Annotated in this window: 19 protein-coding genes and 1 pseudogene; 9 read left to right on the forward strand and 11 right to left on the reverse strand. The window is 75.5% G+C overall.

The genetic code is table 11. The features are described 5' to 3' along the window. Positions 1–43: 43 nt before the first annotated feature. Entirely contained in the window at positions 44–310 is a 267-nt protein-coding gene (locus ABZ883_RS22810) for a DUF6158 family protein (protein ID WP_360908806.1), read from the reverse strand. A 151-nt stretch (positions 311–461) separates the two neighbouring features. On the opposite strand from ABZ883_RS22810, the gene ABZ883_RS22815 reads away from it, so the two are divergent. After that, the gene (locus tag ABZ883_RS22815) at positions 462–842 is read left to right on the forward strand and encodes a DUF2795 domain-containing protein (RefSeq protein ID WP_360908808.1); all 381 of its coding nucleotides are present in this window, start codon (positions 462–464) and stop codon (positions 840–842) included. A gap of 45 nt (positions 843–887) precedes the next feature. After that, a complete protein-coding gene (locus ABZ883_RS22820; RefSeq protein WP_360908810.1) occupies positions 888–2345 on the forward strand; it encodes a phosphatase PAP2 family protein in 1458 nt (485 codons plus the stop codon). Between the two features lie 75 nt (positions 2346–2420). Here ABZ883_RS22820 and ABZ883_RS22825 read toward each other — a convergent pair whose 3' ends face one another. The 3 genes from ABZ883_RS22825 to ABZ883_RS22835 form a co-directional block, all read right to left on the reverse strand. Next, positions 2421–2837 (reverse strand): SseB family protein, encoded by a 417-nt coding sequence (locus ABZ883_RS22825; protein WP_360908812.1) that lies wholly within the window; start codon positions 2835–2837, stop codon positions 2421–2423. Between the two features lie 83 nt (positions 2838–2920). After that, positions 2921–3991 (reverse strand): RNA ligase (ATP), encoded by a 1071-nt coding sequence (locus tag ABZ883_RS22830; RefSeq protein ID WP_360908814.1) that lies wholly within the window; start codon positions 3989–3991, stop codon positions 2921–2923. Between the two features lie 73 nt (positions 3992–4064). Next, positions 4065–6023, reverse strand: a complete 1959-nt coding sequence (locus ABZ883_RS22835; RefSeq protein WP_360908816.1) for a DUF5107 domain-containing protein — start codon at positions 6021–6023, stop codon at positions 4065–4067. A gap of 131 nt (positions 6024–6154) precedes the next feature. Here ABZ883_RS22835 and fes point away from each other — a divergent pair, with 131 nt between their 5' ends. After that, the gene (fes, locus tag ABZ883_RS22840; RefSeq protein ID WP_360908818.1) at positions 6155–7591 is read left to right on the forward strand and encodes an enterochelin esterase; all 1437 of its coding nucleotides are present in this window, start codon (positions 6155–6157) and stop codon (positions 7589–7591) included. A 69-nt stretch (positions 7592–7660) separates the two neighbouring features. After that, on the forward strand, positions 7661–8188 hold the full coding sequence (locus tag ABZ883_RS22845; protein ID WP_360908820.1) for an N-acetyltransferase: 528 nt from the start codon (positions 7661–7663) through the stop codon (positions 8186–8188). 360 nt (positions 8189–8548) lie between these two features. Here the strand turns inward: ABZ883_RS22845 and ABZ883_RS22850 are convergent, their stop codons facing one another. Beyond that, positions 8549–9724 (reverse strand): Ig-like domain-containing protein, encoded by a 1176-nt coding sequence (locus ABZ883_RS22850; RefSeq protein ID WP_360908822.1) that lies wholly within the window; start codon positions 9722–9724, stop codon positions 8549–8551. Beyond that, positions 9636–11108 carry a glycosyltransferase 87 family protein gene (locus tag ABZ883_RS22855; protein WP_360908825.1) on the reverse strand — a complete coding sequence of 491 codons (1473 nt, stop codon included), beginning with the start codon at positions 11106–11108 and terminating at the stop codon, positions 9636–9638. The genes ABZ883_RS22850 and ABZ883_RS22855 overlap by 89 nt, the downstream gene beginning before the upstream one ends. A gap of 115 nt (positions 11109–11223) precedes the next feature. Between ABZ883_RS22855 and ABZ883_RS22860 the strand changes: the two genes are divergently transcribed. From ABZ883_RS22860 to ABZ883_RS22870, 3 genes are all read left to right on the forward strand, one after another. Further along, positions 11224–12402: a molybdopterin-dependent oxidoreductase gene (locus ABZ883_RS22860; protein WP_360908827.1), complete on the forward strand. Its 1179-nt coding sequence runs from the start codon at positions 11224–11226 to the stop codon at positions 12400–12402. Beyond that, a complete protein-coding gene (locus ABZ883_RS22865) occupies positions 12399–12836 on the forward strand; it encodes a hypothetical protein (RefSeq protein WP_360908829.1) in 438 nt (145 codons plus the stop codon). Before ABZ883_RS22860 ends, ABZ883_RS22865 begins: the two co-directional genes overlap by 4 nt. A gap of 121 nt (positions 12837–12957) precedes the next feature. After that, positions 12958–13611, forward strand: coding sequence for a DUF4232 domain-containing protein (locus tag ABZ883_RS22870; RefSeq protein WP_360908831.1), 654 nt, complete (start codon positions 12958–12960; stop codon positions 13609–13611). 33 nt (positions 13612–13644) lie between these two features. Here ABZ883_RS22870 and ABZ883_RS22875 read toward each other — a convergent pair whose 3' ends face one another. Genes ABZ883_RS22875 through ABZ883_RS22885 form a run of 3 tightly spaced genes read right to left on the reverse strand, consistent with a single transcriptional unit; the run spans position 13645 to position 15769 of the window. Then, positions 13645–14316: a class I SAM-dependent methyltransferase gene (locus ABZ883_RS22875; protein WP_360909187.1), complete on the reverse strand. Its 672-nt coding sequence runs from the start codon at positions 14314–14316 to the stop codon at positions 13645–13647. Between the two features lie 11 nt (positions 14317–14327). Then, entirely contained in the window at positions 14328–15005 is a 678-nt protein-coding gene (locus ABZ883_RS22880) for a DUF2064 domain-containing protein (protein WP_360908833.1), read from the reverse strand. Next, a complete protein-coding gene (locus tag ABZ883_RS22885) occupies positions 15002–15769 on the reverse strand; it encodes a glycosyltransferase family 2 protein (protein WP_360908835.1) in 768 nt (255 codons plus the stop codon). Before ABZ883_RS22885 ends, ABZ883_RS22880 begins: the two co-directional genes overlap by 4 nt. A 124-nt stretch (positions 15770–15893) precedes the next feature. Here ABZ883_RS22885 and ABZ883_RS22890 point away from each other — a divergent pair, with 124 nt between their 5' ends. Then, a complete protein-coding gene (locus ABZ883_RS22890) occupies positions 15894–16652 on the forward strand; it encodes a response regulator transcription factor (RefSeq protein ID WP_360908837.1) in 759 nt (252 codons plus the stop codon). Beyond that, positions 16645–17763 (forward strand): HAMP domain-containing sensor histidine kinase, encoded by a 1119-nt coding sequence (locus ABZ883_RS22895; RefSeq protein ID WP_360908839.1) that lies wholly within the window; start codon positions 16645–16647, stop codon positions 17761–17763. Before ABZ883_RS22890 ends, ABZ883_RS22895 begins: the two co-directional genes overlap by 8 nt. A gap of 23 nt (positions 17764–17786) precedes the next feature. On the opposite strand, the pseudogene ABZ883_RS22900 reads toward ABZ883_RS22895, so the two are convergent. Both ABZ883_RS22900 and ABZ883_RS22905 read right to left on the reverse strand, forming a co-directional pair. After that, positions 17787–18095: pseudogene (locus ABZ883_RS22900) on the reverse strand (NAD-dependent dehydratase); the annotation flags it as partial. A 19-nt stretch (positions 18096–18114) separates the two neighbouring features. After that, the gene (locus ABZ883_RS22905) at positions 18115–19149 is read right to left on the reverse strand and encodes an NAD-dependent epimerase/dehydratase family protein (RefSeq protein WP_360908841.1); all 1035 of its coding nucleotides are present in this window, start codon (positions 19147–19149) and stop codon (positions 18115–18117) included. Positions 19150–19153 lie beyond the last annotated feature (4 nt).

The following is a 19153-nucleotide window of genomic DNA, read 5'->3' on the forward strand; positions in this document are numbered from 1 at the left end:
CTTCGGCCGCCGCACGCCCCGGCACCCGGTGCCCCGGCGGCGGCTACTGCGCGGACGTGGGCTGGGCCGGCATCTGCAGGACCCGGGCGCGTGCCCCGGCGCGGGTGCGGCCGGGGGCGACCATCCGCTGCGGGTGGCGGCGCAGGTACTCCCCTTCGAGCGCCACCATGCGCGAGTTGTGGGCGTCCAGGGCCGACGAGGATCCGTACAGCAGCGTCTCGTGCCGGGTGCGGTGGACCGACTCCAGCTCGTGCACCAACTGCCGTTCGTCCAGCTCTGCGGGGTCGACCCCGCCGCGGTAAGGGCTCATGGGCCGCGCACCTTCCTTTCGCTGCCGGTGGCCTCGCACGTTTGGTACCCAGGAAGACCCGATTCATCCGCTTCGTACCGTATTCAGCAGGCATTCAACGCCGCGAACGGGTAGACGAGGAAGTACCCGGACCCCGAGGAAAGGAGCCGTCGTGCAACGAGGAAGCGACCGCCTGAGCGTCCACCGGGACGACGAGATGAAGCACGAACTGCGCGGACTGCTGCGCTCCGGGCACCCGACCCGCGCCGAGGAGTGGCACGACCCCGAGCCCGCCGCCGACGACGACGTCGCGGTGGTCAACGGCCCGGTCCTGTCCGGCGCCACGGACGGCACGTCGCTGCGGTTCGAACTGGCCCGCCACCTGACCCGCAAGACCTTCCCGGCGCGCCGGGGCGACCTGCTGCGGACACTGCGCGACCACCACGCGCCCGACCCGCTCACCGACCTGGTGGACGGCCTGCCGGGCGACAACCGGCGCTACTCCAACGTCCAGGACGTCGTACGGACGCTGGGGATGGGCCCGCAGGCCTGACCCCGGACACACCCCGGCAGTGGAACCGATCAGGAGGGAGTCGATGTGCGCCCGAAGCTGAGCGCATGGGACAGGGAGTTGTTCCTGCGTGTCGCGACACGGGAGTGGCCGGCCGCCGAGCCCGTGCTGCCCCGGCTGAGCCGCGCCGCCAACCACGGCGCGCTGTGGTTCGGCGTGGCCGCCGGCATCGCGGTGGTGGGCGGCCGCCAGGGACGGCGGGCCGCGCTGCGCGGCGTGGGGTCGCTCGCCCTCGCCTCGGCGGTGGTCAACACCGTCGGCAAGGGCGCGGTGCGCCGCGCCCGCCCGGTGCTGGACTCCGTCCCGGTGATCCGGCGCCTGTCCCGGCAGCCGGGCAGTACGTCCTTCCCCTCCGGTCACGCGGCGTCCGCGGTCGCCTTCGCGGCGGGAGTGGCCGTCGAGTCACCCCGCTGGGGGGCGGTCGTGGCACCGCTCGCCTGGTCGGTGGCGTTCTCCCGGGTCTACACGGGCGTCCACTACCCCAGCGACGTGCTCGCCGGGATGACGCTCGGCGCCGGCGCGGCGCTGGCCGTGCGCGGTCTCGTGCCGACCGGCCGGGACCTCGCCGTACCGCCCACACCGCAGGCCGATGCGCCCGCCCTCCCGGGCGGGCGCGGACTGTACGCCGTGGTCAACGAGGTCTCCGGGCCGCCGCCGCTGCTCGGGATGCCCGCGGACCGGCTGCGGGCGGCGCTGCCGGAGGCCGTGGTCGAGGAGTGTTCCGAGGACGACGACCTCGCGGAGATGCTGGAGAAGGCCGCCCGCCAGGCCGCCGAGGCCGGCGGGGCGCTCGGCGTGCACGGCGGCGACGGCAGCGTCCGCCTCGCGGCGGAGATCGCCCTGCGGCACCGGGTGCCGCTGATGGTCTCCCCCGGCGGCACGTACAACCACTTCGCGATGGACCTGGCCATCGAGACGATCGACGACGCGGCGCGCGCGGTCGAGGCGGGCACCGCCATCTCCGCCGACGTCGCCCGCATCACGCCGCTGGACGGCGACGGCGGGGCGGACCGGCCGTCGCTGTTCCTCAACACCTTCAGCATCGGGGTCTACCCCGATCTGGTCCGCTACCGCGAGCGCTGGTCGCGCCGCGTCGGGAGCTGGCCCGCCGGCATCCTCGCGGCGATCCACGTGCTGCGCACCTCCAGCCCGCTCGACGTCGACATCAACGGCCGCCGCCACTCGGTGTGGATGCTCTTCGCCGGCAACGGCGCGTACCGCAGCCTCGGTCCGGCCCCCGTCCGCCGCCGCGACCTGGCCGACGGGCAGCTCGACGTCCGCATCGTGCCCGGCAGCCCCTACGCCAGGACCCGGCTGCTCGCCGCCGCCGTCACCGGCTCGACCACGGCCCTGCTGCGACGGGTGCGCCTGGGCGGCATCGGCCCGGGGACGCGGTTCGCCGCGGACGGCGAAGTGGCCCCCGCCCCGGGCGGCCTGGTCGTCGACAAGGTCAATGAGGCGTTGACGGTCTACCGCCCGATGTGACGGAGACCGCGCCGCGCATGGTGCAGCCCCCGGCCGGACCGGGGGCTGCACCATGCCGGGGCCGCGCCGGACGCCTCAACCCGACAGGCCCGCCAGGGCCCTGACCCCTTCGCCCTTGATGGTGAGGGTGTCCGGAGAGCCCGCGTCGATGGAGAGCGTGAGCTCGTCCGAGGGCCAGCCGCTGCTCAGCGCGGACAGGGGCAGTATCCGGTAGCCCCTGGCGTTGGGCAGGGCGTGGGCGAGACGCACCTCCGAGGTGAAGACCGGCACGAGCTTCGTGCCGTCCTCCTGCTCGAACACGGGCAGGCTGATCGTCTGCTGCTCCGCGTCGTCGCCGCCCGCGGCCTCCTCCGGCGGCCCGGGGACCGGGAGCAGCACGTCACTGGCCGCGAGGGTGCTGAGCGCGGACGCGTTGTCACCGCCCGTGGCGATCTCGTGCAGGGCGCGCTGTGCCGGCGGCTGGGCGCCGTTGGGGGCGCTGAAGTCGGTCATGGCCGTTCCCTTCTCATGCGTGCGCTGTGTGAAGTGACTCGGGGGCTGCGCCTGCCCAGCGACGGGACGGGCATGCGTGCCGCTCACTCGAATTCGGTGCCGCCCTTGCGGGTGAGGTAGGCGTCGCTCACGACCTTGGCGATGGCACGGCCGCCGAGCACGGGGCTGTGACGGTCCGGGGCCGCGCGCACGACGACGCCTTCCCGCAGGTGGAGGCCGCGTCCGGACACGGTTTCCGTGCCCCGCGCCAGCTCCAGCGCGAGGCCGAGGCCGAAGGGGCCCGCGTGGAGCCGGGGCACCAGGGGCAGGGTGCCGTCGGGCAGCAGGTCGGCCGGGTCCAGCCAGCGCACGGCGCCGTCGATCTCGGCGGCGACGTCGAAGGCGGCGTAGCCGGGGACCTCGCGCCGCCCGTCGGTGCCGTAGCCGAGATCCTGGACGCCGGCACCGTAGACCTCGCCGAAGAGCCCGACCCGCGTGGCCCCGAGCCGCGCGGCCAGCTCCGCCGCGACGGCGGGCAGGCCGTGGCCGTGCGCGGCGCGCCAGTACAGGTTGCGCGGGGACTCCTTGAGGGCCAGCCGCTGGGCGCCGAGACCTTTGGAAGTGACCAGCACCTGCCCGGTCGCCGCCAGGAACGTCAGGGCGCAGGCGGTGCCGTGCAGCTTCTCCGTGATCACGACCGGCTCGCCGGGGGCGAAGACGCCGGGGTAGCGCTTGAGGTTCTCGATGTCGACCCACGGCAGCAGGTCCGGCGCCGACTCCACCTCACCGCTCATCGACACCGGGACCGGCGGGACCCATTTGGTGATGCCGAGCAGCCCGGCGAAGTCGGCGTCGTCCGAGGCGGCACGGGCCAGGTCCGTGCCGTCGAGCGCGGCCGGGCGGCACACGATGCCCTGGGACAGTTCGCCGCGCAGCCGGACCGCCTTGACCCGGTTGGCCGCGGCGCCGGCGAGCCGTCCCGTCAGGCCGAGTTCGGCGATCAGGGCGTCCGGCAGCACGGACTGCTCGGGGATGTAGAGCGCGAAGTCCCCTGTCCGGTACGCGCCCTTGGCCACGACCGCCCGGTAGAGGCCGACCTGGGCGAGCTCCAGGGCGTCCGCGTTCGGGTGGTCGTGGACCGTGAGCCGTTCGGCGGTGACCCGCAGTGTCGACACGTTCTTCCCCCTTCGTGGTGGTGATCGGGAGTCACCACTGTGGGACGTGCCGTGCGCCGCGGGCCAACGGTTTTCAGGGGGCCATGCGGAAGTCGTAGGCCTCGGGCAGCGGTTCGGCGCCGCCGGTGAGGAACTGCCAGGTCAGGTGCAGGGAGTCCTCGCCCTCCCGCAGGTCGTCGACGGTGAAGCCGGCGTCGAAGACGGCGCGGGCGCCCGCGATGTCACCCTGGGCGGCCAGGACTTGGGCGTGCAGGAGGCGGAACCGGCCGCGGGCGAGGACGTCGTCGGGGAGGGCGCCGAGGACGGCGGCCGCGTCGCCGGGACGTCCGGCCTCGAGGAGCGCGGGGACCGCCTCGCGGGCGAGGGCGGTGCGGACGTCCACCGGGCAGGTGCCCTCGGCCTGGGCGCGGACGGCGGCGAGGTAACGTTCCGCGGCGCGCGCGTGGTGGCCGTCGGCCCGGTCGGCGGCGGCGAGGCAGTGCAGCGGCAGCCAGGAGCCGGTGCGCGCGGCGGAGCGCTCCCAGCTGCGGACGGCCTGGGCGCGGTCGCCGGCGTCCCACTGGGCCAGGCCGAGATGGTGGTCGAGGTACCACTCGTTGCCGTCGTACGTGCCCGCGGTCTCGAGGAGTTCGCGCCATTCCGGCGAAACCAGTGCGGGGCCGGGGAGCGCGTCGTCGCCGGGGGCCTTGGGGAAGACGCCCGCGAGGAGCAGTTCCAGCCACGGCTTCTGCTGCTCGCCCATGGTGCCCGGGGCGAAGGGCGTGCCGGGCAGGTCGTACCGGCCGCGCAGGACCTCCAGGGCGCCCCAGCCGGAGCCGGTGGCGAGGATGTCCTCTGTGTCTCCGGGGTCGGGGTCGGTGTCGGCGGCGGGGAGCCACGCCTCGTACGCGGCGCGCACCCGCTCGCGCGGGAGGACCGCCTCGAGGTGGGCCTCGACGGCGTCCGTTCCGGCGTCCGGCGCGGTGTCGAGGGGTCCGTAGGCCTCCAGCCAGGAGACGGCGCCGCCGGCGGCGAGCGGCAGGTGCTCCAGCTGGGTGGGGGCGAGCCCCGCCTGGATCTCCAGGTAACTGCCGTTCCTGGCGTCCCCGGTGTCCCCGGCGAGCCAGCGCTGCCAGCGGCGCCCGCCGCGGCCGCGGCCCCAGACGAAGAGCTTGCGGCCGCGCAGGGTGTCGGTGGAGGTCTGGATCAGGCCGCGTCCGTCGGCGCCGAGCGCGGCGATCCAGGGCCGGGCGCCGTCGGCCAGGTCGTAGAACCAGTCGGCCGGGTGCTCGGAGGCGATGGGCTCCTCGGGAACGGGTACCCGGTGCACTGTCCGGTGGGAACCGAAGTGCCAGGCGTGGCCGGCGGGGGCGAGGACACGCGCGCCGGGTGTCTCGGGCACGGCGGTGTTGGACCACCAGTAGAGGGGAACGGTCCGGTGGTGAGGATTGCGGACACGGACGCCGGCATAGAGGAAGTCGGAGCCGTCGGGAAGCCACAGGTCGACCTGGTACGGCAGGTCGCGCAGCCGTTCCCACTCCCAAAGGCGCAGCATCTCGCCGCCGTCGGGCGCGGGGACGCGGGCGGCGTGCATCGGGGCACAGGTCATCGTGGTGTGGCCGGTGGCACCCGGGTTCCATTCGACGCCGCCGGAGAACCAGGCCCCGGCGAGCCCGAAGTCGGCGAACTGCAGGACCGGGTTGGCGTGCAGCAGTTCCCTGCCGGTGGGCTTGTGGAGCAGCGAGTACAGGCGCCCGCCGAGTCCGGGCAGGACGGTGGCGCGCAGGCGGTCGTTCTCGATGACGAGGGCGTCCAGGGCGGTGGGTGTGCGCTCGCGGGTGTAGCCGTCCCGCCGCGGTACGGGCAGCAGCGTGCGCAGGTGCCCGTAGGCGAGGCGGCGGGCCATCGCGGGCGGGAGCGCGGTGCTCTCGGCCTCGTCGAACGCTTCCGGCGCGTGCAGTTCGCGCGGGGCGAGCAGGGCGGGCAGCGGGTTCTCCGGGCCGAGTGGGGCTGCGGGGAGGGTGAGGGTGCTGCGTCGCACGGTGGTGGCCAAGAGGCTCCCTCTCTTCGGCGCCAAGGGGCAGGTGAGGACATGGAACCCCGGATCGGGCCGCGCCGACAGGGGTTTGGTCACGGTGCGACGGGCCTCACGGCGACTTCGGGTCGAGGGGAACGTGACTTTAAATGACCTTTGCCGTCGGAGACGTCCAGGAGGGTTTGCCGGTCATGCTGTCCGCGTTGTGGAGCCCGCCGTCCGGCGCGTCGCTGCGCGCGCCGCGCTTCCCCCGGCCCGCACCGGTGGAGCGCGCCCGCAGCGCGCGGATCGCGGCACTGGCCGAACGCCCGGAGCGGGAGCGGGACTTCTGGCGGGCGGTGGAAGCCGAGGGAACGCCGCTGGTGGAGGCCGTCGCCGGTGACCCGGGGCACGCCGCCGTCACCTTCCTGTGGCGGGGCACCGCCGCGACACGCACGGTGCTCGTGCTGCCCAGCCAGGTGGTGGACCCCGAGGACCTGGCGGGCAACCTCATGTCCCGCGTCCCGGGAACGGACGTGTGGCACTGGACGATACGGATGCGGGCCGACTGGCGGGCCACGTACGCGCTCTGCGTCGACGACGCCGATGCCGACGGCGGCGCCGGGAGCGGTGAGGGCGACGAGGGCACCGGGGACGGCCCGGAGGCCTGCTCCGCGCCCGGGGCGAGACAGGCGTACCTGCGGCGGCTGCGCCGGCACCCCCGGCGCGACCCCCTCAACCGGACGGTCTTCCCGAGCCGTTGGGGCGCCGAACCGCTCTCCGTGGCGGCCCTCCCCGCGGCCCCCGTCCCGCTCGGCGGCGAGCGGGCGCACCCCGCTGCCGGGGCGGGCGAGCTGTCCGTGCACACGCTGCGCAGCGGGCACCTGCACAACTGGCGGCGGGTGTGGGCGTACACCCCCGCCGGCCACGAGGACCTCACCGGACTGCCGGTCGTGGTCCTGCTCGACGGCGACGTGTGGCAGCAACTGGGCATCTCCCGCCTGCTCGACGGACTCGTCCACGCGGGCCTGCTGCCGCCGCTCGTCGCCCTCCTGCCGGACGCGCTCGACAGCGACACCCGGCGCCGTGAACTCGCCTGCGACGAGCGCTTCGTGGCCTTCCTGACGCATGAACTGCTGCCCTGGGCGGCCCGTCGCTGGCCCGTCTCCGGCGACCCGTCCAGAACCGTCGTCGCGGGCCAGGGGCTCGGCGGCCTGGCCGCGGCCTATGCCGCGCTGCGGCGGCCGGAGCGCTTCGGCAATGTCCTGGCCCAGTCGGGCGCGTTCTGGTGGCCGGCGGCCCGCCGCGAGGGGGCGTGCCCGGAGGAATGGCTCACCGGGCGCGTCCGGGCACTGGCCCGCAGGCCCGTCCGCTTCCATCTGTCGTCCGGCCTCCAGGAGTGGGGCGTCCCGGCCGCGGGGCACCGGCTGCGCGACGCCCTGAGCGCCAAGGGCTACGAGGTCGCCCACCACGAGTACAACGGCGGGCACGACTACCTCTGCTGGCGCGACGACCTCGCGCAGGGGCTCGTCGGACTCCTCCGCGGGCCCTTCCCGGGCGCGGTCCCCGGCGGCGGGCCGCGCGGGCTGGTCGTCGGCGGCGGCTGAGGGCCCGCGCCCCCCGATCGGCGGGGAAAACGGGTTGCCCGGCGGGCGCGCGGACCGGAGACTGCCCGGGTGCTGATCCGACGGGAGACCTCAGACGACCTGGCCGCCGTGCACGCCGTCACGGCGGCCGCCTTCGCGAAACAGGGGGCGGACCCGGGCACGGAGGTGCCGGTGGAGGCCACGCTGGTCGCGGAGTTGCGGGAGTCGGGGGCGTGGCTGCCCCCGCTGTCGCTGGTGGCGACGGACGACGAGGGCGGCGTTGTCGGGCATGTCCTGTGCACGCGCGGTCATGTGGACGAGGTTCCCGTGGCGGCACTCGGCCCGCTGAGCGTGGCGCCGGGACACCAGCGGCGCGGGGTCGGGCTCGCCCTGGTCCACAGCGTGCTGGGCGCGGCGGACGCGCTCGGGGAGCCGCTGGTGGCGCTGCTGGGCAGCCCCGCGTACTACGGCCGCTTCGGCTTCCGGGCCAGCACGGACTACCGGATCCTGCCGCCGGATCCGGCCTGGGGCCCGTACTTCCAGGTGCGGCCGCTGGCCGCGTACACGCCGTCGGTCAGCGGGGCCTTCCGCTACGCGGAGCCGTTCGACCGCGTCTGAGTGGGTACGTCCGCATTGGCGACTGAAAATCATGAAATCGGGGCATTTGCCGCTAGTGATCCGCGGCGAACGGTACTAACCTGGAGAAGGCCTACGGGGCGAGCGAGGGAGTTCGGTAGCACCGGCGGCGGACAGGGAAGGTCCCACTTCCCCCGCGACCGGGTTCAACGGCCGGGCTGAGAGGCTTGAAGGTCAGGGAAGAGGCAAGGACCGGAGAGCGACCCCTAGCACCTGATCCGGACCATGCCGGCGAAGGGAGTCCCACCTCGTAGGTCGTCGACGAAGCCCGCGCACGCCGCGCGGGCTCCGCCGTGTCCGGACGGGTCCGGGCTGCCGGCCCGTCGGTCCGTCGGCCTTCGGTCACAGGGCGCTGCCGGCACTCCAGTCGTCCCAGTCGGCGTTCCAGGCGCCGTAGCCGTTGTTCAGCTGCACGGTGTCCGTGGAGTGCACGACGGTGACCGGGTCCCCGATACCGACCTGCTCGTAGAACCACTTGGCGTCGGCGGTGCTCATGCCGACGCAGCCGTGGCTGCCGTTGACCTTCCCGAACTTGCCGTCGTTCCAGGGGGCGGCGTGCGTGAAGGTGCCCGAGGTGGTCAGGCGGACGTCCCACTTGACGTCCTTGAGGTTGTAGGCCTCGGGGCCGAAGATGCGGACGGTGCGGGAGTTCATGGTGATGCTGGGGGTCTTCTCCAGGACGACCATCGTGCCGTTCCAGGTCTCGTAACCGGGCTTGCCGGCCGAGACCGGCAGCGTCCGCACGACCTTGCCGTCGCGGCTCAGGGTGAGGGTCTTGCGCGAGGTGTCGACGGTGGTGGTGACCGCGTGCCCGATCCGGAAGCGCACCACGCGGTTCTGGGTGCCGTAGACCCCGCCGCCCGCGTCGACGCCGTCGAGGTTCATCCGCAAGGTCACGTCGGTGCCGGCCTTCCAGAAGGCGCGGGGCCGCCAGTCGACGCGGTCGCGTCCGCTCCAGTCCTTCATCCAGCTCCACGAGCCGTCGACGGCCGGCGACGCGGTGACGGCGAGCTTCCGCTCGACGGCTGCGCGGTCGCGGATGGGCCGGTTGAAGACGATGGAGACGGGCATGCCGACGCCCACGGTGGTGCCCTTGTCGGGGTGGTACTCCCCCACGAAGGTGCGGTCGGCCTCGGCGGTGGTGAAGCGCACGTGCCGGGTGAGCGCCTTGCCGTCGTCGCCGGTGGCGCGGGCGACGACGTCGTAGGTGACGCCCGGCGCGAGGTGCCCCGTGGAGGTCCAGCCGTCCTTGCCGGAGGCGAGGGCGCCGGACAGCGCCCCGGGGCCGGGGGCGGTGACGCGGACGGAGTCCAGCCGGCCCGAGGTGACGCGGACGGTCACCTTGCGGTCGACGGGAACGGGTTGCCCGCCGGAAGCGGGCGTGACGGTGATCGCCGGACGGGCGGCCGCGCCCTTGGTGCCCCCGGCGTCACCGGAGCCGCTGCACGCGGAGAGCGACGCGGCGACGGACAGTGCGAGGACCGCGGCGGACGCGCGCGGTATCCGGTCGGAATGCATGGGTCGGATCCTCCCCGGTCGAGTCGTACTCCTCCTTCTGCCCGGGAGGGCGCCGTTCCATCGCCCGTCGTACGAACGCACCCGCCACGACGGCCAGGGCGGCGGTCCCGTAGCAGACCGCCTGCTGCGCGGGGCCGCCGGCGAGGTAGAGCACGGCGCCCGCGGCGGCGACCGACAGCCATTCCCACCGGCCGTCGAGGGCCACCAGGGCCACGACCAGCAGCGCGTACCAGGAGTAGGAGGGCGAGGTGACGAGCAGCGCGGTGCCCGTCACCAGCAGCGCTCCGCTCCAGGGGCGCCGGGGGTCGCCGCGGCGCAGCACGTACAGGGCTGCGAGCCCGACCACGGCCGCGGCGGCGAACCCCGCGGCGGTGTCGGGCAGGACGAGGCGCAGCAGCGCGAAACGCCGTACGTGCGCCGAGTCGTAGCCCTCCTCCTGGAGGTAGCCGGGCAGGTAGCCGAGGACGCCGGCGCCGGAGGCCAGGACGTACGGGAGGTAGGCGAGGGCGACGACGACCACGGCGGGCAGCAGCAGCCGGGCCGCCTCGCGCGGCCCGCGCCCCCGGGAGAGCGCCCCCGACAGCGCCCCCGGCAGGGCGAGGACGGGCAGCAGTTTGACGGCGACGGCGGCGCCGAGGAGCGCGCCGCGCCGGGCTCCGCCGGCACCGAGGGCGAGGACGAGCAGCAGCACGCCGAGGGTGTCCACATGGGCGTTGTTGACGGCCTCGACCGGCACGAGCGGGCACCAGGCCCACAGCGCGGCACGCCGCGGGTCGCCGCCTCGCCGCCGCAGCACGAGGAGCAGGGCGAGGGTGGTGCCCGTGGCCAGGAGCGCGCCGCCGGTCTGCACGGCCTTGTGGCGCGCGCCGTCCGGGGAGAGGGCATGCACGGCGAGGAACCAGCCCTCGGCGACCGGGGGGTAGATCGTGTGGACAGCGGGACGGTTGATCAGGGTGCAGCCGCCGTCCGCGAGCGGATGCTCGTCCCAGGCACGGCAGGCGCCGTCCGGCGGGAAGAGCCACGGGTCGCGGAGCGCGCCGAGTTCGGGCGCCGAAGGGGCGTACGTGTACGGGGAGATGCCCGCCGCCTGCACGCGGCCGTCCCAGACGTAGCGGTACATGTCGTCGCTGGTGCCCGGCGGTCCGGCGAGCCCCGCCAGGGCGAGCGCCGCGCCGCCCGCGGCGACCAGGACGACGGCCCGCCGCACCGGCACCTTGCGCACGGCGACGGCCGCGGCGGCGAACAGCGCCCAGGCGACAGCCTGGCGCAGCAGCGTGCGGCCGGGCGTGTCGTGCTGGACGGCCGTGGCGACGGCCGCCGTGAGGGCGGCGAGCAGGACGGCGGTGGCGGCAGTGGCAGTGGCAGTGGCAGCGCGGGTACCCACGGACCCAACCGTCGCAGGTCACGGCGGCGCGGGCGATCACGCGCGGCCGTCCGTCCGTATTCCGTAAGGAGTCGAAGACCCTTTCGCGGGGGTCCCGGGCGGTGTGATGGAACGCATGAGACGCCTTCGCCTTCGCCTTCCCCCGGGGCTCCCCCTGCCCAAGTCCCCGCCGTCCCCGGTGTTCACGGGGCGGCTGCACGACCCGCGGACGGCGACGGTGGTCGGCCGCGCCCTGGGGGCGGCGATCGCCGTCTGCTTCGTCACCGGGCTGGTGAGCCACTGGCTCCAGCAACCGCCCTCGTGGGCGGCCGACGCCCTGCCCAGCCGTCCCGTGTGGGGCTACCGGCTGACCCAGGGACTGCACGTGGCGAGCGGGATCGCCGCCCTTCCGCTGCTCCTCGCGAAGCTCTGGACGGTCTACCCGCGGCTGTTCGCCCGGCCGGCGGTGCGCTCGTTCGCGCACGCGCTGGAACGGCTGTCGGTCGGCGTGCTGGTCGGCAGTGTGCTGCTGCAACTGGTGACGGGGCTGCTCAACACCGTGCAGTGGTACCCCTGGCCGTGGAACTTCCGCCCCGCGCACTGGGCCATGGCCTGGGTCGCCGTCGGCGCGCTGCTGCTGCACCTGGCGGTCAAGGCACCGGTCGTCGCGGCGCACTGGACGCGGCGGTCGTCCGGCACGCGGGAACTGCCCGTGGACGACGGCCCCGACCGGCGGTCCTTCGTGACGGCGGTGGCGGTCGCCACGGGCGCGGTGACCCTGACGACCGTCGGCCAGTCCCTGACCCCGCTCGGCCGCGCCGCCCTCTTCGCGCCGCGCAGCCCCGGACACGGCCCGCAGGGACTGCCGGTGAACCGCACCGCGGCGGCGGCCGGCATCACCCGGGAACTGACCGCCGGCTGGCGCCTCCAGGTGGCGGGCCCGCGGCCGTACGAGCTGAGCCTCGCCGAACTGCGGGCGCTGGCACGGTACTCGGCGGTGCTCCCGATCGCCTGTGTCGAGGGCTGGAGCCGTAACGCGCACTGGACCGGCGCCCGGGTGCGCGACCTGCTGGACCGCGCCGGCGCCCCGCCGGACGCGCGCCTGCGCGTCGTCTCCCTGGAGCGCGACGGCGCCTACGCGGTGACCGAGATGGGCGCCTCCTACGCCCGAGACCCCCTGACGCTGCTGGCGGTCGCCCTCAACGGCGCTCCCCTGTCGCCCGACCACGGCCATCCGGCGCGGATCATCGCCCCCAACCGCCCCGGCGTGCTGCAGACCAAGTGGGTCACCCGGTTGGAGGTGTTGCTGCCGTGACCGCGTCACGACTGCTGCGCGGTGCGCTGGGCGCCGCCGGTGTGGCGGCGATGACGCTGGGCGCCGTGCTGCTCCTGACGGATCGCCAGGTAGGTTCCCCCGTGGGCGTGCTGAGCTGGCTGGCGGCCGCGGTCTTCCTGCACGACGGTGTGCTCGTCCCTCTCGTCCTCGCCGCCGGCGCGCTCCTCCCGCCGCGTGCGCGCGGGCCGTTGCGGGCCGCGCTGATCACCGCCGGCTGCCTCACGGCGGTGGCGCTCCCGGTGATGCTGCGGCAGGGGCAGGGGGCGAACCCGTCGGCGCTGCCCCTGGACTATGTGCGCAACTGGGCCCTGGCGATGGGCGGGGTGGCGGTCGTGACGGCGGGCCGGCTGCTGCTGGGGCGGCTGCGCCGCCGTGAGCGGGCCGGCCGCGGATCCCGGAATGTGACGACGTGACCGCGATACGTCACCATCGCGTATCAGCCGCGTACGGCCCGAAACCGCCCCTGCCGCCGGCCGCGTGTTCCGAGCCGAACGCCGGGCGGCGAGCCGGGCGGCCGGACCACAGGGGGACGTCATGGAGCACACGAAGACGCGCGGCACGGCGGTGGCCGCGGTGCTGGCCTGCGCGGCGGCGGTACTGCTGACCGGATGCCGGGGGGACGACGGCACGGTGACTCCGCCCGCCCCGACGGGCTCGGCATCGGCGGCGTCGCCGGTGTCCTCGGCCTCCCCGGCGCCCTCCGCATCCGCCGCCTCCCCGAGCTCCGCCACGCCGGTGGAAACCGCCTGCGACGACACTGCGTTGGAGGCGGGACCGGCGCGCCAGGCGGCTCAGCGCCCGCAGGGAACGGGCACGGGGGCGGCGATCGTGGGCTTCACGAACACCTCCGGATCCGCCTGCACGGTCCAGGGTTTCCCCACGGTGGCCGGAGCGGCCAACGGCTCGCCGGAGCTCAACGTGCCGCTGACGGTGGAGAACAGCGGCACCTCCGCGCCGGTCACGGTCGCGCCCGGCGGCCGGGTGTGGGTCAAGCTGACGTTCCATCAAGTCCAGGGCGAGGGGGACGGCTACTGTGCGTCGGGCGAGGCTCCGGTGCAGTACCCGACGATGGTCCTGGGCCTCCCGGGCGGTGCGGGCCGCCACCAGGTCGCCCTGGAGGACGGTCTGTTCGCCGAGTGCGACGGTGTCGTCACGGTCACCGCGCTGTCGGCGGCGCAGCCCTCCTGACCCGACGTCCGCCCGCGGGCGGGGGCGCGGGGTTCAGCGCGTCAGCTCCACGAAGAAGCGCCCGCCCACCGCCCACTCCCCCGCCGTGGTCCAGCCGGCGGCCTCCGCCGTCCGGCGCAGCGCCGCCGAGCCGAGCCGGGCCCAGGGGAAGTCGCCGCCGTGACGGCCGCCGGCGTCCTCCACCCGGACGGTGAGGCGTTCGTCGACGTCGTACGCGGCCGCCTCGGCCAGCAAGGATCCGCCCGGGGCGAGGAGTTCGCGGACCCGGGCGAGCAGCGCGGCGGGGTCGCCGCCGATGCCGATGTTGCCGTCCGCCAGCAGGGCCGTGCGCCAGCGGCCCTCGGCGGGCAGGCGGTCGAAGACGGAACGGCGCAGGACCGTTCCGCCCGCGCCACGGGTCCGGGCGACCGCCGCCGGGGAGACGTCGACGCCGAGGGCGGGCAGCCCGCGTCCGCCGAGAGCGGCGACGAGACGGCCCGGGCCGCAGCCGATGTCGAGGACGGGCCCGCGGCAGCGGCCGAGCAGGGCGGAGTCGGCCGCGTCGGGCTCGGCGCACCACCGTTCGACCTCCAGCGGCAGCAGCCAGCCGTCGGAACGCCGCAGGAAGAGCGGACCGCGCCCGGTACGCAGGGCATGGGCGTACGGGTCGTCGACCCAGGCCGTCGCGCCCGCGCCGGCGGAACCGGCTCGCGGTACGGACGCGATCGACGGCGCCGTCACCGGCCCAGCTCCGCCGCGAACCGGGTGCCGGGCGCGGCGGCCGCCACCGCGCGCGCGTCGGCGGCGGTGTCCACGTCCCGCAGGACCGGCAGATGACGCACCCTCAGGCCGGCGTCCAGCAGTCGCTGCCGCTGGAACGCGCCCGTGTGCGGTGTGGACATCGGCACCCCGCGCAGCAGGCGCGGGTCGGGCGCGGCCAGGCCGAGCGCCCAGAAGCCGCCGTCGGCCGCCGGGCCGAGGAAGGCGTCGCAGTCCGCCCAGGCGTCGGCGGCCAGGGCGGGCGCGAGGAGGGCCGGGCAGATCTGCGGGGTGTCCATGCCGACCAGCAGGGCGGGTCCGTCGCACCCGGCGAAAGCCGCCGCGAGGCGTTCGTCCAAACCGCCCGGCACCTGCGGCACCACCTCGATCCCCGGCGGCAGCCACGGTCCGGGGCGGCCCTCCAGGACCAGCACGCGGCGTCGCGCGGGGGCCCGGAGCACGGCGTACAGGGTGTCGGCGAGCGCGGCGGCGGCCAGGGCGGCGGCCCGCTCCGGTGTGAAGGGCGGGGTGAGCCGGGTCTTGACCCGGCCGGGCACCGGTTCCTTGGCGATGACGAGCAAGGCGGTGGGTCCGGTGGGGGCGCGGACCTGGGCCGGTGCGGATGCGGGCTCGTTCCCGTGCGGGCGCGCCGTCATCGCCGCTCCCCCGCCGGGGAGCCGGCGAGGGGCGCCTGCGGGTGCCCGGCTACGGACGGGGGCGACGGCGCACCGGGCGGTTCCGCCAGTACGGCGCGCATGTCGCGCACCGCGTGCCAGGTACCGCGCCACGTCCCGGTGACCTTGGAGCGTCCCGTGCGCGGCAGGTACGGCACCTCGGTCTCCCGCACCCGCCAGCCCGCGTCCGCCGCCCGGACCAGCATCTGGAGCGGGTAGCCGGAACGCCGGTCGGTGAGGCCGAGCCCGAGCAGCGCCTCCCGGCGGGCGGCACGCATGGGCCCCAGGTCGTGCAGGCGCAGGCCCGTGCGGCGGCGGATCAGCCGGGCGAGCTCCAGATTGGCCAGCCGGGCGTGCAACGGCCAGGCGCCCGCCCGGGTGGGGCGGCGGCGGGCCAGCACGAGGTCCGCTTCGCCGTCGCGGACGGGACCGGCGACGGCGGGCAGCAGTGCGGGGTCGAGGGAGCCGTCGCAGTCGCAGAAGCAGACGATGTCGGCGGTCGCGGCGAGCAGCCCCGCGTGGCAGGCGGCGCCGAAACCGCGGCGCGGCTCGTGCACGACGGTGGCACCGAGGCGCTCGGCGAGGGCGGCCGATCCGTCGGTGGAGCCGTTGTCGACGACGACGGCCCGCCAGCCGGCCGGAACGCGCTCCAGCACCCACGGGAGCGCGGCGGCCTCGTCGAGGCAGGGCAGGATCACATCGACCTGCGAAGGGTGCGAGGGGTGCGAGGGCAAGGTGTCGGTCACCTCCCTCACCCTACGAACACGGACCGGGCATTTCGGACATGCAGTCCTTACGAAACACGGACGTCCCCCCTGTGGGGGCCACCGGCCCACCCGTCCGGCACCTGCCCGGTGCGACACTCGGGGCGTGACCAGCGACGCATCCCCCGCCCGAGTCCTCGTGGTGGACGACGACCCCACCGTGGCCGAGGTCGTGACCGGCTACCTCGTCCGCGCGGGCTTCGTCGTCGACCGCGCCGCGGACGGCCACGCGGCGCTCGCCGGCGCCGCGGCCGCCCGGCCCGACCTCGTCGTGCTCGACCTGATGCTGCCCGGCCTGGACGGGCTGGAGGTGTGCCGCCGCATCCGCGCCGACCACGGCGAGGTGCCGGTCGTCATGCTGACGGCACGCGGCGACGAGGACGACCGCATCCTCGGTCTGGAGGTCGGCGCGGACGACTACGTCACCAAGCCGTTCAGCCCGCGCGAACTGGTGCTGCGCGTCGAGTCGGTGCTGCGCCGCGCGGGCATCCGCCGCGAGGCCGCGTCCGGTGCGGGCAGCGGCCCGGGCGGCGGCACGCTGCTGCGGTCCGGGCGGCTCACCCTCGACCCGGCCGCCCGCCGCGCGACCCGCGACGGCGTCGAACTCGCCCTCACCATGCGCGAGTTCGAACTGATGGCGTTCTTCCTCCAGCACCCCGGCCGGGTCGTGGGCCGCGAGGAGCTCATGCACCGCGTGTGGGGGTGGGAGTTCGGCGACCTGTCGACCGTCACCGTCCATGTGCGCCGGCTGCGCGAGAAGATCGAGGACGACCCGGCCCGGCCCCGGCTGATCAGCACCGTCTGGGGCGTCGGCTACCGCTTCGACCCGCCCACCGCGTCCGTGACGGAGCCCGCCGATGCATGACCTGCTGCTCATCGCCGCGTACGCCGCCCTCGGCGCGGCCGCCGCCGGACTGCTCGGCGCCTTCGCCCTGCGCCTGCTGCGGCGCCGATCGCTGGCCCTGTCCCTCGCGGTGGTGGCCGCCGTGGCGGTGGGCGCGATGCTCGCCGGGACGCTGTCGGTCGCCTGGGCGATGTTCCTGTCCTCGCACGATCTGGGCGTGGTCACGACGGTCTGCGCGATCGCAGCGGCCGTCTCCCTCACCGTCGCGCTGCTGCTGGGACGGTGGGTCGTCGCCGGCAGCCGTGCCCTGACCGAGGCCACCCGCGTCCTCGGGGACGGCGGCGGCTTCTCGGCGCCCGCCGCGGCGCCCACCGCCGAACTCGCGGCCCTCGGCCGCGAACTGGCCGCCACCAGCGCCAAACTCACCGCCTCCCGCGAGCGCGAACGCGCCCTGGAATCCTCCCGGCGCGAGCTCGTCGCCTGGATCTCGCACGACCTGCGCACCCCGCTCGCCGGTCTGCGGGCCATGGCCGAGGCCCTCGAGGACGGGGTCGTGGACGACCCGGCCCGCTACCACCGCCGGATCCGCGGCGAGGTCGAACGGCTCTCCGGCATGGTCGGCGACCTCTTCGAACTCTCCCGCATCCAGGCGGGCGTGCTCGCCCTGGCGCCGACCCGCATGTCCGTCCACGACCTCGTGGACGACGCCCTCGCCGGAGCGGACGCCCTCGCCCGCGAGCACGGGGTGCTGCTCGTCGGGGGCCATGACGGCGTCCGCGACCCGGTGCCGGTGGAGGTCGACGGCCGGGAGATGACCCGCGTCCTGGCCAATCTGCTGGTCAACGCCATCCACCGCACCCCGGCCGACGGGACCGTCGCGGTCGCGGCGCACCGCGCGGAGGACGTTGTCGTGCTGTCGGTGACGGACGGCTGCGGCGGTATCCCGGCCGAGGACCTGCCGCGCGTCTTCGACACCGGCTGGCGCGGCACCGACGCGCGCACACCGCCCGCGGGGGCCGGTCTCGGGCTCGCCATCGTGCGCGGCATCGTCGAGGCCCACGACGGGCGGGCGGCGGTGCGCAACGTCCCCGGCGGCTGCCGCTTCGAGGTGGTGCTCCCGCTCGCGGGGTGAAGCGCCCCGCGCTGCCGTGCGGCTCAGGCCCCTGCGGCGAACTCGGCCATGCCGTCGGTGAACCGGACGCGCGGCGTCCAGCCGAGCTCGTCGCGCAACCGGGCGGACGAAGCGGTGATGTGCCGGACGTCGCCGAGCCGGTACTCGCCGGTGGTCACCGGTTCCGGCCCGCCGCACGCCACCGACAGCGCACGGGCCAGGTCTCCGACGGTGCGCGGCTCGCCGCTGCCGACGTTGTAGGCGCGCAGCGTGCCGGCCGCGCCGCCGGAGTCCGCGGCCGCGCGGACGGCCGCGAGAGCGGTGGCGTTCGCCGCAGCGACGTCGCGGACATGGCAGCCGGCACCATGCGGCTCAGGCCCCCGCGGCGAACTCGGCCATGCCGTCGGTGAACCGGACGCGCGGCGTCCAGCCGAGCTCGTCGCGCAACCGGGCGGACGAAGCGGTGATGTGCCGGACGTCGCCGAGCCGGTACTCGCCGGTGGTCACCGGTTCCGGCCCGCCGCACGCCACCGACAGCGCACGGGCCAGGTCGCCGACGGTGCGCGGCTCGCCGCTGCCCACGTTGTAGGCGCGCAGCGTGCCGGCCGCGCCGCCGGAGTCCGCGGCCGCGCGGACGGCCGCAAGAGCCGTGGCGTTCGCCGCAGCGACGTCGCGGACATGCACGAAGTCCCGCCGCTGGCCCCCGTCCTCGAAGACACGGGGGGCCTCGCCGCGCGCCAGGGCGGATCGGAAGAGCGCGGCGACTCCGGCGTAGGGGGTGTCGCGGGGCATGCCCGGGCCGTAGACGTTGTGGTAGCGGAGGGAGACCGCCCGGCCCCCCACGGCGCGTGCCCAGCAGGCGGCCAGGTGCTCCTGGGCGAGCTTGGTGGTCGCGTAGACGTTGCGCGGGTCGGCGGGGGCGTCCTCCTCGACGAGACCGGGGCGCAACGGCTCGCCGCACTGCGGGCACGGCGGCTCGAAGCGCCCCGCGGCGAGGTCGCCCGGACGTCGCGGACCGGGGCGGACGAGGCCATGCCGCCCGCAGGTGTAGCGGCCCTCCCCGTAGACCACCATCGAGCCGGCGAGCACCAGTTCGCGCACACCGGCCCCGGCCATGGCGGCCAGCAGCACCGCGGTGCCGAGATCGTTGCAGGCCACGTAGTCCGGCGCATCGGCGAAGTCCTTGCCGAGGCCGACCATGGCGGCCTGGTGGCACACAGCGTCGACGCCGCGCAGCGCTTCGGCCACGGCCGCGGGATCGCGGACGTCGCCCCGCAGCAGCTCGGTCCCTTCGGACGCGGGGCCGTCCGCGCGGTCCAGGATCCTGACTCCGTGGCCGTTTTCGAGGAGGGCGGTGACGATCTGGGAGCCGATGAAGCCCGCGCCGCCCGTGACAAGTACCAGCATGCTG

The sequence above is a fragment of the Streptomyces sp. NPDC046977 genome, from assembly GCF_040644455.1.
Lineage (GTDB): Bacteria > Actinomycetota > Actinomycetes > Streptomycetales > Streptomycetaceae > Actinacidiphila.